Origin of the sequence: Streptomyces siamensis, assembly GCF_039543605.1 — a bacterium.
In the GTDB taxonomy this organism is placed as follows: domain Bacteria; phylum Actinomycetota; class Actinomycetes; order Streptomycetales; family Streptomycetaceae; genus Streptomyces; species Streptomyces siamensis.
Map to the genome: position 1 here is coordinate 342,916 of NZ_BAABKB010000030.1, position 15,409 is coordinate 358,324.

Genomic DNA, 15,409 nt, shown 5'->3' on the forward strand with positions numbered 1-15,409 from the left:
CAAGTCCAAGCCCCGGGCATCGCCCGAGATGTCCAATTCTCCAGAATGAAGTCGGCTGCGGGCCAGGGGTCCGGAGCCATTTCATACGGCGTTCACACCGCAACGGGCGGCCGTGTCACATACTTCCGGTGGGCCGCACCGCTGGCCGGTAATCGACCGCAGTGCCGGAGACGTCCGTCGGCAAGGATCAACGATATCCAGGCCGTTAGGCAAGTGATCTGGGTCGCAGGCGGGTCGCACCGTCGTCGTCCCGCCAGGGCGAAAACATCCGGCAAGGATCTCGGGGACTCGTTGACAGGGGAACGGAGTTACGTGATCGTTTAGGAGGAGCCGGGGGGCCAGACTCTCCCTCGGTGTGTTTCGGCGTACGGGGGAGCCGAACGAAGCCCTCCCGTTGCGCAGGATCCCTCCCGTTGCGTTGTGGCCGAAAACAAGTCGGCTCAATTGGCATGGCGTTTTACCGAGCTACCCCCACAAGGGCCCTGCTCGAACAGGGTCACCAACCCGGAAAAGCCAAGGTGAATAGCAAAGTGACCGCACGTACTGCGCTCTTGATCGGTGCCGCCGGCGGCATTCTGTCGGAGGTGGCCCGAGGGCTCGCGGAAGAAGGCCACTCACTCGTCCTCTTCGACCGGGACGAGGTGGCGGTATCCCGCCTCGCCGACGAACTCGCCGAACGGACCAAGACCGAGTTCGTCGTCGGAGACATCACCGACATCGCCGCCGCAGAGCGGCAGCTGAACGACATCGTCGAGCGGCACGCGCTCTCGATCCTCGTCAACGGAGTCGGCGGGGACACCCGGGTCATCAGCTACGCGGACCTCACCCGCGAGCACTTCGAACAGACCCACCTGGAGAACGTGACCAGCACCTGGATCGCCGTCAAGGCGTGTGCGCCCCGCATGGCCGAGAACGGCTACGGACGCATCGTCAACTTCGCTTCCGCAGGTGGGCGCACCTACAGCCGCTTCAACAACGCCGCCTACGTCGGCGCGAAGGCGGCTGTCATCGGCATGACCAAGCAGCTGGCGTACGAGCTCGCCGGGACCGGTGTCGTGGTGAACGTGGTCGCCCACGGACCCGTCGCCACCGCCCGGGTGGCCGGTGCCTTCGAGCGCCGCGACGAGGCGTCCAGGAAGGCGGTGCTCGCCGCCCTGCCCATGGGCCGCTACGGCACCGTCGCCGAGGCCGCCGGCAGCGTCCTGCACCTGTGTTCCGAGAGCGCCGGCTACTCCACGGGTGCCGTCGTCGACATCAACGGCGGCCTTTACATGTGACCCACGCCGAACCGCCGCACGGAGAAACGACGAACACCGTGCGGCCGGTCCGTGGTGCGCAGAATTCCCCGGCGCCCCTCCCCAGGAAGCGCACGGCGCCGGGGCGAACCAGCACAAGGAGCTTGGTGTGGCGAAGTTTGTCGTCGAATTCGAGTACAACGTCGACCGGGCGGGCCGCGAGGGCCTGCACCCGGCGCACGCCGAGAATCTCTACCGGCTCGCCGACAGTGGGGTGCTCCTGTTGGGCGGACCCGTTGTCGGAGAGAATTCCGGGCTTCTCCTCTACGAGGTGGAAAACCGCGAGGAACTCCAGCGGATTCTCGACGAGGAGCCCTATGTCACGGGAGGAGTCGTCGCGAGAACCCGTATTCGGGAATGGGATCCGGGCAAGGGAAGCCGGGTCGCCGCCCTGAATGGCACCGCGGAACTCTCCGGCCCGGAAGGATCCCACTGAACATGCTCTCCTTCGACCTGGCGTCGCTGCACGCGGGAATCGTCGACCCGGAGATGGATTCCATGCGGATCCTCAGCGAGACGGCCCTCAGGTTCCCCGACGCGCTGTCCTTCTCCTCGGGAGCGCCGTACGACGGGAACCACGACCTTTCCGCACTCACCTTCTACATCGACCGCTACATCAAGCACCTCCGCGAGCGGGGCGTGCCGGAAGCGCGTATCACCCGGCTCCTTTTCCAGTACGGACCCGTCAACGGCCTCATCCAGGACGAGGTCGCGCTCATGCTGAAGCGGGACGAGGACATCGACGTCCCCGCCGAGGCGATCATGATCACGCACGGTTTCCAGGAGGCCGCGCTGGTCGCCCTGCGCGGTCTGTTCACCTCGCCCGACGACGTACTGCTCGCGGTCTCGCCCGCCTACGTCGGCATCCGCGGCGCGGCCCGTATGCTCGACATCCCCGTAAGGGGCGTCGCGGAGGGGCCCGAGGGACTCGACCCGCAGACCGTGGCGGAGACCGCCCGTGCCGTACGGGCCGAGGGGAAGCGGGTCGCCGCCCTCTACCTGGTGCCCGACTTCAACAACCCGTCCGGGACGGTGCTGCCCCGCGCGGCCCGGCAGCGGCTCCTCGACGTCGCCGCCGAGGAGGACTTCGTCGTCCTGGAGGACAACCCGTACGGGCTCTTCGCCCGCGACGGCGAGTCGCAGCCCACCCTCAAGTCGCTGGACACCCGGCGCCGGGTCGTCTACCTCGGCTCGTTCGCCAAGTCCGCCTTCCCCGGCGCCCGCCTCGGCTACCTGGTCGCCGACCAGGAGGTCACCGAACCCTCCGGCACCGTCCGTACCCTCGCCCAGACGCTCTCCAAGGCCAAGGCGATGTTCACGGTCGGCTCCTCGACCCTGTCGCAGGCCGTCATCGGCGGCTATCTCGTCGAGCACGACCACGATCTGCGCTCCGCGACACGGGAGCTGGCCGCCGTCTACCTGGAACGCCTCGACACCGTCCTGGCCGCGCTCGACGAGCACTTCCCGGCCGGCGGCGACCACGGCGTCGCGTGGAACACCCCGCGCGGCGGCTTCTTCCTCACCCTGACGGTGCCCTTCACCGCCGACCTCGCGGCCATGGAGCGCTCCGCCCGCGACTACGGCGTCAGCTGGGCGCCCATGACCATGTTCCACCTCGACGGCGGCGGGGAGCGGGAGATCCGGCTCGGCTTCAGCAACCTGGCGCCCGACGCGATCCGCGAGGGCATCGCCCGCCTCGCCCGCTTCGTCACGGACGCCTCGAAGGACGGCGCGACGACCACGCCGAAGCACCCCGCGCCCGAGATACCCGAAGGACAGGCATGAGCATCCCCACCGCCGTCGTCGTCGACGGCTACTCGGCCGGCAACTTCTACCCCGCCGCCTTCACCGCGGCCGGTGCCCGCGTCATCCATGTGCAGAGCACCCCGGAACTCATCCCCACCATGCTGGCGCCCGACCTGGCGGCCTACGCGGAGAACATCGTCTCCTCCGACGAGGCCGAACTCGTCGAACTGCTGCGCCCGCACGCCCCCGTAGCCGTCGTACCGGGCCAGGAGTCCGCCGTACGGCTCGCGGACCGGCTCAGCGAGGCGCTCGGGGTCAAGTCCAACGGGACCGCGCTGTCCGCCGCCCGCCGCGACAAGTACCGGATGATCGAGGCGCTGCGCGGCGCCGGCGTGCGCTGCGCCGAGCAGTTCAAGAGCGACGACGCGGCCGCCGTCGTCAAGTGGGCCGAGGACCGCGGGACATGGCCCGTCGTCGTCAAACCGCTCAGCTCCGCCGCCTCCGACGGGGTCTTCGTCTGCACCTCCGCAGACCAGACACGCGAGGCCGCCGAGCACGTCCTCGCCTCCCGGGACATCTTCGGCTCCGCCAACACCGAGGTGCTCGTGCAGGAGTACCTCAAGGGCACGGAGTACGTCGTCGACACCGTCAGCAGCGACGGTCGCCGCTTCGCCTGCGGTGTGTGGGAGTACGAGAAGAACCTGCTGGCCTCCGGCCAGAACATCTACAACCGCGACATCCTGCTCGCCCCGGACGCGGACCCCGTCCCCGCGCTCATCGCGTACGTCAACGAGGTGCTCGCCGCCCTCGACGTGCGGTGGGGACCGGCGCACGCCGAGGTCATCGTGACCGACCGCGGCCCGGTGCTGGTGGAGATCGCCACCCGCCTCAACGGCCAGCTCAACCCGGCCTACCAGCAACTCGCCCTGGGCCACGACCAGGCCGGTCTGACCGCGCGGGCGTACACCGACCCGGAGGGCTTCGCCGCCGAGTACGCCGGCGGCGTCTACACCAAGCTGCGGGAGGCCTACACCTACAACGCCCCCACCACCCTCGACGGAGTCGTCGCGGCCGTGGACGAGGAGACCGTCGCGGCGCTCGACGCCCTGCCGAGCGTGCTCCTCACCAGCGTCAAGTACCGCCCCGGCGCCCGCATCAGGCCCACCACCGACCTGCTCACCGCGGCCGTACGGATCTATCTGACCTCGACCGACGCCGCGGCGCTCGACGCCGACTACGAGAAGGCGCGGACGCTCAAGGACGCCGTCTACCGCCTGGCCTAGCCCCGGCGCCGAGCCGTCCGCCCCCGACTTCCGTTCGCTTGAACCATCTTGCCGGAGGACACCCGTGCACAGCCGTATCGGCCTCTTTCTCTCCCCCGTCCACGAGACGGGCCAAGACCCTCACCTGGCGATCCACCGCAACCTCGACCTCGTCGAGCACGCCGACCGCCTCAACTTCGACGAGGCGTGGTTCGGCGAGCACCACACCCTGGGCTGGGGACTCGTCGGCGCGCCCGAGACCCTGATCGCCGCCGCCTCGCAGCGCACCCGGCAGATCCGGCTCGCGCACGGCGTGGTCCCGCTCTCCGGCCACCACCCCTTCCACGTGGCGAGCCGCGCGGTCCACCTCGACCACCTCTCCCGGGGCCGCTACATCCTCGGCGTCGGCCCGGGCGTGCCCTTCGACGCGACGATGTTCGGGCTCGACGCGGCGGTGCAGCGCAGGCGGCTCGACGAAGCCCTGCCGACCGTCCTGGAACTCGTCAACGGCGAGGAGCGCGTCACGCAGAAGACCGACTGGTACGAACTGAAGAACGCCAAGCTCCAGGTCCCGCGCTTCGGGCCCGGTCCGATCGAGGTCGCCATGGCCACCTCCGGCACCTCGGTGACCAGCCCGCGCCTGGTCGGCCGATACGGCCTGAGCATGACGTCGTTCGCGCTGCCCTTCGCCCTGCTCACCCCCGGCTCCCAGGAGCACATCGGCCTCGCCCAGCAGTGGAAGCATGCCGAGGAGGCCGCGGCCGAGCACGGACAGACCCTCAGCCGGGACTCCTGGCGCATCGCGCTCCCGGTGCATGTGGCCGAGACGAGCAAGCAGGCCTTCGCCGAGGTCCGCGAGGGCTACGACCGCTGGCTGTTCGAGTACTTCGGCAAGGCGGCGGGCCGGGACGTCCTCGCCCCCGGCGCCTCCCGCGAACGCGCCCTGGAGGCCCGTGTCGAGGCGGGCGGCGCGCTCGTCGGCTCGGTCGACGAGGTCGTCTCCGGCATCCGCCGCCTCCAGGAGGCGACCGGCGGTTTCGGCACGCTCCTGGTGTACGTCGCCGACTGGACGTCCTACGAGAACACCAACCGCAGCCTGGAACTGCTCGCGCGCCAGGTCGCCCCACGGATCACCGGCTCCGCCGCCCGCCCGCAGGAGGCCGTCGACTGGGCGATCGCCGCCCGCGGCCAGTAGTCCCCGCGCGGGACAGGCAGCCCGGAGAACTCGGGCCGCCGTGTCACTCAACGCCCGGCGACCCCGGGAGCAAGCCGCGTCGACTGCCCGGCGATCCCGGGCAGTCGCCGCCCTTCCCTTTCGGAGATCCGAGTGGAAGCACCGCATCTGCTGCAACGGCCCACACCCGAACCGTACGCGTCCGACGTGCCCGCACCCGGCTCACGGGGACCCGAGGCACACGCACCCGAACCGTACGCGCCCGACATGCGCGGACCCGAGGCGCACGTGTCCGGGGAGCGCAGCCCGGCACGGGGTGTGCCCGACGCCGTGCGCCCGCACCGACAGGCCATGGACCAGCGCGAGTTCAGGAACATCCTCGGCCGGTTCACCACCGGAGTCGTGCTGGTCACCGCCCAGACCGCCGACGGCCCGGCCGGCATGGCCGTCAACTCCTTCACCTCGGTGTCGCTCGACCCACCGCTCGTCGCCCTGTGCGCCGCCCACACCTCGACGACCTGGCCGGCCGTCCGCGCCGCGGGCAGCTTCGCCGTCACCATCCTCGGCGGACGGCACGCCGAGCTGTGCCGCCTGTTCAGTGAGCGCGGCGCCGACCGCTTCGCGGGCCGCGACTGGGCCCGCAGCCCCGCCGGCCATCCGATTCCCGCCGACGGCCTCGCCTGGCTGGAGTGTCGACCCTCCGTGATCCACCCGGCGGGCGACCACGAGCTGGTCATCGCCGCCGTGGACGGGGGCGCCCTGAGCGACGCGGCGGACCCGCTGGTCTTCCACGCCGGAAGGCTGCGCGGGCTGGCCGCCTGAGCGCGCCCGCTCCTCGCCCCCTCCCCGAGCCACCTTCCCATTCACCTCATCCGCCTTGGCGCCACAGGCAGAGAACACGCTAGGGAGAAGCTGAAGCCGTGGGCACTTCGCACCCGCACGAGCACGCGTACGAGCACCCGCAACCCCACTCACCCCAGCACGGCCGCCGGCCGGGCCACGAGCACGGCCGGGAGCCGGGCCGCGGCCACTGGCAGGAGCACTGGACCGCGCGCCGGACCCCGTTCGAGCAGGAGTGCCGGGCGGCCAGAACGGCGCTGCTGGAAGACCTCAAGGACCCGAAGTCGGCACAGGACCGGGTGCTGGAGGACATCGTCGCCCTGTGTGCCGACTCGCTCCACTGGAAGGAACGCGGCTACGACGTCGTCGCCGACGACCCCGCGCGCTTCCGGTCCGTCCTTCCCGTCATGCGCTACACCGACTTCACCGCCGAGATCGACCGCGAGACCCGCACCAAGGGCGGTGTCCTGTCGTGCAGCCCGGTGCTGCGCTGGCTCAAGACGAGCGGCACCACCGGCGTGCCCAAGCGGGTCCCGTACACCCTGCACTGGCTGCTGACGTACCGCATCCCCGCGATGCAGGCCATGTGGGGCACGTACATGGAGCACCACCCGGAGATCCTCGACCACCCGTACGCCACCCTGGACACCCAGACCGTCCACGAACGCGTCGACGACTTCCTGAGCGGCGTGCGGTACCAGGCCGTCAGCAACCGGCATCCGAGGATCAACAGCCGCGACTGGAACCCGCCGTGGTCCGCGGCCCCCTGGTTCGGCACCGAGGCGCCCTCCGCGCACGCGGGCCGCATGTACCACCGCATCCGTCACCTCGTCGGCCGGCGGCTGCACTTCGTCTCGGCGATCAACCCGAGCACGCTGGTGTCCCTGCGTGACCTGATCGCCGAGCACGGCCCCGCGCTCGTCCGCGACCTGCGCGACGGCACGCTGGAGGGCAGGCCGTACGGCACCCCGGACCCGGGGGCCGCGGTGCACCTGCGGACGGTCCTGGACCGGGGCGACTTCAGCCTCAAGGACGTGTGGCCCTCGCTCAGCCTGTACAGCTGCTGGCTCTCCTCGTCGGCCGGGCTCTACCAGTCCCAGCTGGACGCGGTGCTGCCGGGCGTCGCCGCGATGCCGTTCATGAGCTGCGGCACCGAGGGGGTGACCACCATCCCGGTCGACGACTCGCTCGACAGCCAGCCGCTCGCGGTGAACCAGGCCTTCTTCGAGTTCGTGCCCGCCGAGGTGGAGCTCGGACCGCTCGTCGAGGCGGGCGAGCGGGTGGACACGCTGCTGCTCGACGAGATCGAGCCGGGCCGTGACTACCACCTGATCATGACCCAGGGAAACGGCCTCTACCGGCTGTGGAGCGGCGACATCTACCACGTCGACCGGATCGTGGACGGCACCCCCTGGGTCCACTTCGTGCACCGTGACGGCATCTTCCACTCCTTCACCGGAGAGAAGATCACCGAGGCGCAGGTCACCCAGGCCATCGGCCGGGCGATGGACGAGGGCGGCCTGGACGGCGGCCTGTACCTGTGCGGACCGCAGTGGGCCGAACCGCCGTACTACGTGGTCGTCAGCGAAGTCCCGGACCCTGGACGCGAGTTGGACCGCTCGCTCGCCGAGTCCATCGACCGCGGGCTGCGCGCCATCAACATCGAGTACGCCTCCAAGCGGGACAGCGGCCGCCTCGGACCGCTGGAGGTCCACACGGTGCCGCGCGACTCCATCGCCACGTACGCGGAGTCCCGGCGGCAACAGGGCAACGCCACCCAGTACAAGTACAAACCCTTCCAGAAGGACGCGGACTTCGTCGCCGACCTCGTCGGCGGCACGGCGGGAGCACACCGATGATCGAGACCAGGAGGCCCCCGCAGAACGTCCGCCGAGAGATCGTCCCGCTCACCTCCGGCGGCACCGAACTGGCGCTGCACCTGTGGCGGCCGCGCGGCAGGAGCAAGGGCGCCGTCTTCTACTTCCACGGCCTGCAGAGCCACGCCGGCTGGCTGTGGGAGGTGGGCCCGCGGTTCGCCGACAACGACATCGCCTTCTTCGTCCTGGACCGGCGCGGCAGCGGCATCAGCGGCGGCGACCGGCGGGACGTACCGGACGTCGACACCATCGTCGGCGACTACGCGAACGCCGTCGCCCACGCGCGGCGGTGGATCGGCGACGACGCCCCGCTGTCCCTCTTCGGGCACTGCCTGGGCGGCTCCTTCCTGGCCGCCCTGCTGCACCATCCCGGCTTCACCGTCCGGCACGAGGCCGCGATCTTCTGCTCGACCTGGCTGGGCCGGCTGCACGCGGTGCTCGGCGAGGAGGAGCGGGCCGCGCTGGCCGCCGACCGGAGCCTGGAGCCGTGGGACGCGGGCCTGAAGTCCGCGGACTTCACCGACGACCCCGCCTACCGGCACTTCATCGACCACGACGACCTGGCGGTACGGCAGTTGACGCGCCGTTCGCGCGCCACCCTGCTGGCCCTCGAACGGCTCTACCTCGCCCCGGGCCGGGCCGAAACGCGCTTCCCCGACGTACCGGCCGCGTTCGTGTCCGGCCTGTCCGACCCCATCGTCGACCTGGACGCGACCCGTCGGGTGTTCCACGACCTGTTCCCCGGCCGGGGGCTGACCCTCCAGTTCCCGACCGACCGGCACTACCTCTTCTACACCGACGTCCGCGACGACCTCGTCGACTGGACCTCGGCGTACACCCTGCTCCAGGGGCTGGACCGCGATGTCTGAGGCGCGCCTGTACCGGGTGGCGCTGCCGATGAGCGTCGGGTTCGACCACCCGGCGGCCCGCCGCACCACCAGCGACAGCCTCGTCCTCGCCCTCACCCTCGACGGCGTGACCGGCGTGGGCGAGTGCGCTCCCCGGCCCTACGTCACCGGCGAGACCAGTGACGGTGTGACCGAGGCCCTGCGCCGGACATCGCTCGACAAGCTGTTCGCCCGGCTGCGCGAGAGGCCTCCCGGGCAACTCCTGGACCGGCTGCGGGAGACGGGCTTCGAGGAGACGTTCGACACCGGGGGCGGCAACAACCTCGTCTGCCTGCTGGAGACGGCCGTGCTGGACCTGCTGGGACGCCGGCTCGGCCGCCCGGCCGGCGAGCTGGTGTGGCCGGGCGCCGCGGTGGCCGACCGCGTGCGGATCTCCCAGGTGCTCGACCTGAGCATCCGTGCCGAGGAGTTCCTGGACACCCGCGGGCCCTTCCACTTCGTGAAGGTCAAGGCGTCCGACGACATCGCGCGGGACGTGGCGACCGTGACCACGATCCGGCAGCGGCTCGGGCCCGGCGTGCCGGTCATGGTGGACGCCAACATGAGCTGGACGCCCGCCACGGCCGTCGCGCACGCGCGCCGGCTGCGCGCCGCGGGCGTCAGCCTCGTCGAGGAGCCCCTGCCCAGGCGCTCCTGGGACGATCTGCGGGTCCTGCGCCGCGAGAGCGGCATCGGGGTCCTGCTCGACGAGTCGGTGTGCACCCTCGACGACGCGCGGGCGGCCGTCGCCCACGACGCGTGCGACGCGGTGAACGTGCGCGTCGCCAAGAACGGCGGCCTGTTCGCCTCCGCCCGGCTCGTCGAGTACGCGCGTGCCGCGGGACTCGGCTTCCAGATCGGCGTCCAGGTCGCCGAGACCGGCCCGCTGATCAACGCGAGCCGTGCACTCGCCCTGCGCGCCCCGGACGCCCTGGCCGTCGAGGGCGGCCAGTCCGACCGCTTCTTCCCGCACATGATCGTCTCGCCGCGCCCGGCGGTGGACCGCACCGCCAACACCGTCGCACCGGCGGACGGCCCCGGCCTCGCCCTGCACCTGAACGGGAACGCCGAACGCTGGGCCGCCCTCGCCTGGACCCCGGCCGGCTGGCACCCCATCACCTCCGAGGAGACGCCCCGATGACCGTCCTGTACGAAGGCACCCACGACGGCGAGCGGCACGTCGGGTTCGGCGCCCCCGAGGACACGACCCTCGGCCTGTACCCGCTCGGGGACACCGACCTGCGCGCCGCGATCCTCGCCGCGGGCGGCGACGTCGAGACGCTCCGGGCGGCGGTCGCGGCGGGCCGCGCACCCCTGCGCGTCCCCGTCGAGGACGTACGGCTGCGTCCCCCGCTGCTCCCCGACTCGCCCGGCGACGCGCTGGTCGGCGGCTTCATGCAGACCCACAACGTCAAGGTCGACGACTCCACCCAGTCGCAGCCCAACTGGTTCTTCAAGGGCCTCGGCGACTCCCTCAAGGTGTCCGGGGAGCGATTGCGGGTCCCGCGCGGCGCCGTCGCCCTCACCGAGGAGGCGGAGATCGTCCTCGTGTACGTCACCGACGCGACCGGCACCCCGCAGTACGCCGGCTACACCTTCGGCAACGACCTCACCGACATCGGGCGCTTCAAGCGGCACGCGGGCCATCTCTCGTACGCGAAGCTCTGCGACGCGGGCGTGGCCCCCTGGCTCTTCCTGGGGACACCGCCGAGGCAGGTCACCGGCGAGGTGACCGTCGTGCGCGACTCCGCGGCCGCCTGGCGGGGCACCTTCACCACCGGCACCAAGGCGCTGCACTACGGCCTGCGCGACATGATGGCCGAGCTCTTCTCGTACGAAGGGCTGAGCCACCCCGGACGGGTGCACTACGTCTACATCGGCGCCGACCGCAGCAGTTTCCACAGCGGCTTCACCATGGCCGACCAGGACCGGATCGAGATCGACTTCACCACGCACGGGGTACGGCTGACGCACACGGTGGACTGGCGCTGATATGCCCTATGACCCGCAGGGGCGAATCCGCCGCCGGGACGGCCCGGAACGCACACGGGTCAACTACTGTGCGTGTCGTTCACGTTGCTCTCCGCTCTTCGAAGAGGAAATCTGATGGCGCGACACGCAGCCCGGCAGACCACCATGGCCCGCACCACCGCGCGCATCGCCGCCGCGGTCGGGGTGGTCGCTGCCGGCGCGGCCGCGGCCACCCCGGCCTTCGCGGACACGGCCCCCGCCGTGGACGTCATGCGCACCCGGCCCACCACCATGGGCAACCTCGACCCGCAGGCGGGCGTCGAGGCCCTGACCGGCACCGTGGGATATGTGACCGGCCCTGTGGAGGGACTGAAGCCCAACCCGCTGGCCGGCACCGGAGTGGACCCGCTCGACAACGGGGTGGGCACCCAGCTCGCCGACTTCAAGCCGCTGTCGTCGCAGGCGCTGACCCGGCCGCTCGCGCAGGCGCCGTCGGTGGGCAGCATCCCGGTCCTCGGTCAGGCGACGGGTCTGCTGCACGGCTGACGCCGGACACGAGAGAGCCGCGCTCCCCCCGGACGGAGGGGAAGCGCGGCTCTCTGTCGTGCGGGACCCCGGGGACACGGATCGGGGTCCCGGGTCCTCGGTGCGAGGCGCGGGACGAAGGGCTCAGTAGGACGAGCCGGACGCGCCCAGCGCGCCGGTCGGGTGCCACACCGTCTTCGTCTCCAGGAACGCCGTGAGGCGCTCGATGCCGGGCGTCGCAAAGTAATCCACAGCCTGTGGACGGACGACCCGCTTGAGATTGTCCGCCGCGGCGATCTCCAGCTCCTTGGCCAGCGCCCCGTCGGCGCCCGCGAGGTCGATCGCGTTGACGTCCTGGTGCGCGGCCAGCGGCGCCGCGATCTCCGCGGTCCGGCCCGACAGCACGTTGACGACGCCGCCGGGGACGTCGGAGGTCGCCAGCACCTCGCCCAGCGACAGCGCCGGGAGAGGGGACTTCTCGCTGGTGACCACGACCGCCGTGTTGCCGGTCGCGATCACCGGGGCGAGCACCGAGACCAGACCCAGGAAGGACGACTCCTGCGGGGCCAGCACCGCCACGACACCCGTCGGCTCGGGCGTGGACAGGTTGAAGTACGGGCCCGCGACCGGGTTGCCGCCGCCCACGACCTGGGCGATCTTGTCCGTCCAGCCCGCGTACCAGACCCACCGGTCGATCGTCGCGTCCACGACGGCCGCGGCCTTCGACTTCGACAGCCCCTCGGCGTCCGCGACCTCCCGCACGAACTGCTCCCTGCGGCCCTCCAGCATCTCCGCGACGCGGTAGAGGACCTGGCCGCGGTTGTACGCCGTCGCCCCGGACCAGCCGCCGAACGCCTTGCGCGCGGCGACGACCGCGTCACGGGCGTCCTTGCGGCTCGACTGCGGCGCGTTCGCCAGCCACTTGCCCTTGGAGTCGGTCACCTCGAACACCCGGCCGCTCTCGGAACGCGGGAACTTCCCGCCCACGTACAGCTTGTAGGTCTTGAAGACGCTCAAACGGTCAGACATCGAGGTACGCCTCCAGGCCGTGACGACCGCCCTCGCGGCCGAAGCCCGACTCCTTGTAGCCGCCGAACGGCGAGGTCGGGTCGAACTTGTTGAACGTGTTGGACCAGACGACACCGGCGCGGAGCTTGTTCGCCACCGCCAGGATGCGGGAGCCCTTCTCCGTCCAGATGCCCGCCGACAGGCCGTACTGGGAGTTGTTGGCCTTGGCGACCGCCTCGTCCGGGGTGCGGAAGGTCAGGACCGACAGCACCGGGCCGAAGATCTCGTCCCGGGCGATGGTGTGCGCCTGGGTGACGTTCGTGAACAGCGTCGGCGCGAACCAGTAGCCGGACGAGGGGAGTTCGCAGGCCGGCGACCAGCGCTCGGCGCCCTCGGCCTCGCCCTTGTCCGCGAGCGCGGTGATCCGCGCCAACTGCTCGGCGGAGTTGATCGCGCCGATGTCGGTGTTCTTGTCGAGCGGGTCGCCCAGACGCAGGGTGGACAGCCGGCGCTTGAGGGAGTCCAGCAGCTCGTCGTGGATCGACTCCTGGACGAGCAGGCGGGAGCCCGCGCAGCAGACCTGGCCCTGGTTGAAGAAGATGCCGCTGACGATGCCCTCGACGGCCTGGTCGATCGGGGCGTCGTCGAAGACGATGTTCGCGCCCTTGCCGCCCAGTTCGAGCGTGACCTTCTTGTCGGTGCCCGCGACCTGACGGGCGATCGCCTTGCCGACGGCGGTGGAGCCGGTGAAGGCCACCTTGTTCACGTCCGGGTGCTCGACGAGCGCCGCGCCCGCGTCGCCGTACCCGGGAAGGATGTTGACGACGCCCTTGGGCAGGCCCGCCTGGCGGCAGATGTCCGCGAAGAACAGGGCGCTCAGCGGCGTGGTCTCGGCCGGCTTCAGCACGACCGTGTTGCCGGTCGCCAGCGCCGGGGCGATCTTCCACGCCAGCATCAGCAGCGGGAAGTTCCAGGGGATGACCTGGCCCGCGACGCCGAGGGGGCGGGGGTCCGCGCCGAAGCCGGCGTGGTCGAGCTTGTCGGCCCAGCCCGCGTAGTAGAAGAAGTGCGCGGCGACCAGGGGGAGGTCCGCGTCGCGGGTCTCCTTGATGGGCTTGCCGTTGTCCAGCGTCTCCAGGACGGCGAGCTCACGGGAGCGCTCCTGGATGATCCGCGCGATGCGGAAGAGGTACTTGGCGCGCTCGGAGCCGGGCAGCGCCGACCACTTCTCGAACGCCTTGCGGGCCGCCTTCACGGCACGGTCGACGTCCTCGGCACCCGCCTGGGCGACCTCGGAGAGGACCTCCTCGGTGGCGGGGCTGACGGTCTTGAAGACCCTGCCGTCCGCCGCCTCGGTGAACTCGCCGTCGATGAACAGCCCGTACGACGGGGCGATGTCGACGACCGCGCGGGACTCCGGCGCGGGCGCGTACTCGAATGCGGATGACCGCTTCTCGATGGTCATGGTGATCAGTCCACCGTCACGTAGTCGGGGCCGGAGTAGCGGCCGGTGGCCAGCTTCTGACGCTGCATCAGCAGGTCGTTCAGGAGCGAGGAGGCGCCGAAGCGGAACCAGTGGTTGTCGAGCCAGTCCTCGCCCGCCGTCTCGTTCACCAGGACCAGGAACTTGATCGCGTCCTTGGAGGTGCGGATGCCGCCGGCCGGCTTCACGCCGACCTGCACCCCGGTCTGCGCGCGGAAGTCGCGGACCGCCTCCAGCATGAGCAGCGTGTTCGCCGGCGTCGCGTTCACGGCGACCTTGCCGGTGGAGGTCTTGATGAAGTCCGCACCGGCCAGCATGCCGAGCCAGGAGGCGCGGCGGATGTTGTCGTACGTCGACAGCTCGCCGGTCTCGAAGATGACCTTCAGGCGCGCGGCGCCCGAGGCCTCCTTCACGGCGACGATCTCGTCGTACACCTTCATGTAGTGGCCCGCGAGGAAGGCCCCGCGGTCGATGACCATGTCGATCTCGTCGGCGCCCGCGGCGACGGCGTCACGCACGTCGGCCAGCTTCACGTCGAGCGCGGCGCGGCCCGCCGGGAAGGCGGTGGCCACCGAGGCGACCTTCACGCCGGAGCCGGCGACGGCCTCCTTGGCGACGGCCACCATGTCGGGATAGACGCAGACCGCGGCCGTGGTGGGGGTCGCGGGGTCGGTCGGGTCGGGGTGGACCGCCTTGGCGCCGAGCGCCCGGACCTTGCCCGGGGTGTCCGCGCCTTCCAGCGTCGTCAGGTCGACCATCGAGATGGCGAGGTCGATGGCGTACGCCTTCGCGGTGGTCTTGATGGAACGGGTGCCGAGCGAGGCGGCGCGCGCCTCCAGGCCGACCGCGTCGACGCCGGGCAGCCCGTGGAGGAAGCGGCGCAGCGTGCTGTCGGACGCGGTGGCGTCAGCGAGGGCAGCGGGTGCAGAGGTGGGCATGGTCACCAGACGAGCATATCTACGCGCGTAGCGGCTGTACACCCCCGGGGCTGGAGTGGGTGCCTTCTTCGCTCTCCGTGTGGGGGCGCTCCCTGGGCGGCGCGGGGGCCGGGCCGTGGTCTCGGCTGTCCGTCCGCCGCCGGTTTCCGGGTCGGGGCGGTCCCGTCCGTTCCTCCCCATTCTGCGGCCGGATCCTCCCCATTCTGCGGCCGGACGGGATTTCGCCCCCTCCGCACCTGCCCGTCCCTCGCCCCGGGGCTCTGCCCCGGACCCCGCTTTTCGAGCGCCGGAGGGGCTGGATCTTGCCGGGGAGCGTGGGAGGGCCGGGGCTTCCCGGCCGGGGCGAGGGGGCGCGGGACGGGAGGGGCTGGAGGTCCCCGGCGGGGCAAGGGGAGCATCGGGG

Annotated in this window: 14 protein-coding genes; 11 read left to right on the forward strand and 3 right to left on the reverse strand. The window is 71.2% G+C overall.

What is annotated here, in order from left to right; all coding sequences use genetic code 11:
- Nucleotides 1-530 precede the first annotated feature (530 nt).
- From ABEB03_RS32345 to ABEB03_RS32395, 11 genes are all read left to right on the forward strand, one after another.
- Complete coding sequence (locus ABEB03_RS32345; protein ID WP_345656373.1) at nt 531-1,277, forward strand: SDR family NAD(P)-dependent oxidoreductase; 747 nt, start codon at nt 531-533, stop codon at nt 1,275-1,277.
- A 127-nt stretch (nt 1,278-1,404) separates the two neighbouring features.
- Nucleotides 1,405-1,731, forward strand: coding sequence for a YciI family protein (locus ABEB03_RS32350; RefSeq protein WP_345656374.1), 327 nt, complete (start codon nt 1,405-1,407; stop codon nt 1,729-1,731).
- 2 nt (nt 1,732-1,733) lie between these two features.
- On the forward strand, nt 1,734-3,080 hold the full coding sequence (locus ABEB03_RS32355; protein WP_345656375.1) for an aminotransferase-like domain-containing protein: 1,347 nt from the start codon (nt 1,734-1,736) through the stop codon (nt 3,078-3,080).
- Nucleotides 3,077-4,324 (forward strand): ATP-grasp domain-containing protein, encoded by a 1,248-nt coding sequence (locus ABEB03_RS32360; protein ID WP_345656376.1) that lies wholly within the window; start codon nt 3,077-3,079, stop codon nt 4,322-4,324. The genes ABEB03_RS32355 and ABEB03_RS32360 overlap by 4 nt, the downstream gene beginning before the upstream one ends.
- A gap of 64 nt (nt 4,325-4,388) precedes the next feature.
- Complete coding sequence (locus tag ABEB03_RS32365) at nt 4,389-5,498, forward strand: LLM class flavin-dependent oxidoreductase (RefSeq protein WP_345656377.1); 1,110 nt, start codon at nt 4,389-4,391, stop codon at nt 5,496-5,498.
- Between the two features lie 132 nt (nt 5,499-5,630).
- Complete coding sequence (locus ABEB03_RS32370) at nt 5,631-6,299, forward strand: flavin reductase family protein (RefSeq protein ID WP_345656378.1); 669 nt, start codon at nt 5,631-5,633, stop codon at nt 6,297-6,299.
- 98 nt (nt 6,300-6,397) lie between these two features.
- Nucleotides 6,398-8,176 (forward strand): GH3 family acyl-acid amido synthetase, encoded by a 1,779-nt coding sequence (locus ABEB03_RS32375; RefSeq protein WP_345656379.1) that lies wholly within the window; start codon nt 6,398-6,400, stop codon nt 8,174-8,176.
- Complete coding sequence (locus ABEB03_RS32380; RefSeq protein ID WP_345656380.1) at nt 8,173-9,063, forward strand: alpha/beta fold hydrolase; 891 nt, start codon at nt 8,173-8,175, stop codon at nt 9,061-9,063. Before ABEB03_RS32375 ends, ABEB03_RS32380 begins: the two co-directional genes overlap by 4 nt.
- Nucleotides 9,056-10,222, forward strand: a complete 1,167-nt coding sequence (locus ABEB03_RS32385) for a mandelate racemase/muconate lactonizing enzyme family protein (RefSeq protein ID WP_345656381.1) — start codon at nt 9,056-9,058, stop codon at nt 10,220-10,222. The genes ABEB03_RS32380 and ABEB03_RS32385 overlap by 8 nt, the downstream gene beginning before the upstream one ends.
- Nucleotides 10,219-11,073, forward strand: a complete 855-nt coding sequence (locus tag ABEB03_RS32390) for an FAH family protein (RefSeq protein ID WP_345656382.1) — start codon at nt 10,219-10,221, stop codon at nt 11,071-11,073. The genes ABEB03_RS32385 and ABEB03_RS32390 overlap by 4 nt, the downstream gene beginning before the upstream one ends.
- Before the next feature lie 114 nt (nt 11,074-11,187).
- On the forward strand, nt 11,188-11,598 hold the full coding sequence (locus ABEB03_RS32395; RefSeq protein WP_345656383.1) for a hypothetical protein: 411 nt from the start codon (nt 11,188-11,190) through the stop codon (nt 11,596-11,598).
- A 123-nt stretch (nt 11,599-11,721) separates the two neighbouring features.
- On the opposite strand, the gene ABEB03_RS32400 is transcribed toward ABEB03_RS32395, so the two are convergent.
- The 3 genes from ABEB03_RS32400 to deoC are packed head-to-tail and all read right to left on the reverse strand — an operon-like array spanning nt 11,722 to nt 15,006.
- Entirely contained in the window at nt 11,722-12,606 is an 885-nt protein-coding gene (locus ABEB03_RS32400) for an aldehyde dehydrogenase family protein (RefSeq protein WP_345656384.1), read from the reverse strand.
- Nucleotides 12,599-14,050, reverse strand: coding sequence for an aldehyde dehydrogenase family protein (locus ABEB03_RS32405; protein WP_095936234.1), 1,452 nt, complete (start codon nt 14,048-14,050; stop codon nt 12,599-12,601). The genes ABEB03_RS32400 and ABEB03_RS32405 overlap by 8 nt, the downstream gene beginning before the upstream one ends.
- 5 nt (nt 14,051-14,055) lie before the next feature.
- Nucleotides 14,056-15,006 carry a deoxyribose-phosphate aldolase gene (gene deoC, locus ABEB03_RS32410; RefSeq protein ID WP_345656468.1) on the reverse strand — a complete coding sequence of 317 codons (951 nt, stop codon included), beginning with the start codon at nt 15,004-15,006 and terminating at the stop codon, nt 14,056-14,058.
- Nucleotides 15,007-15,409: the final 403 nt, after the last annotated feature.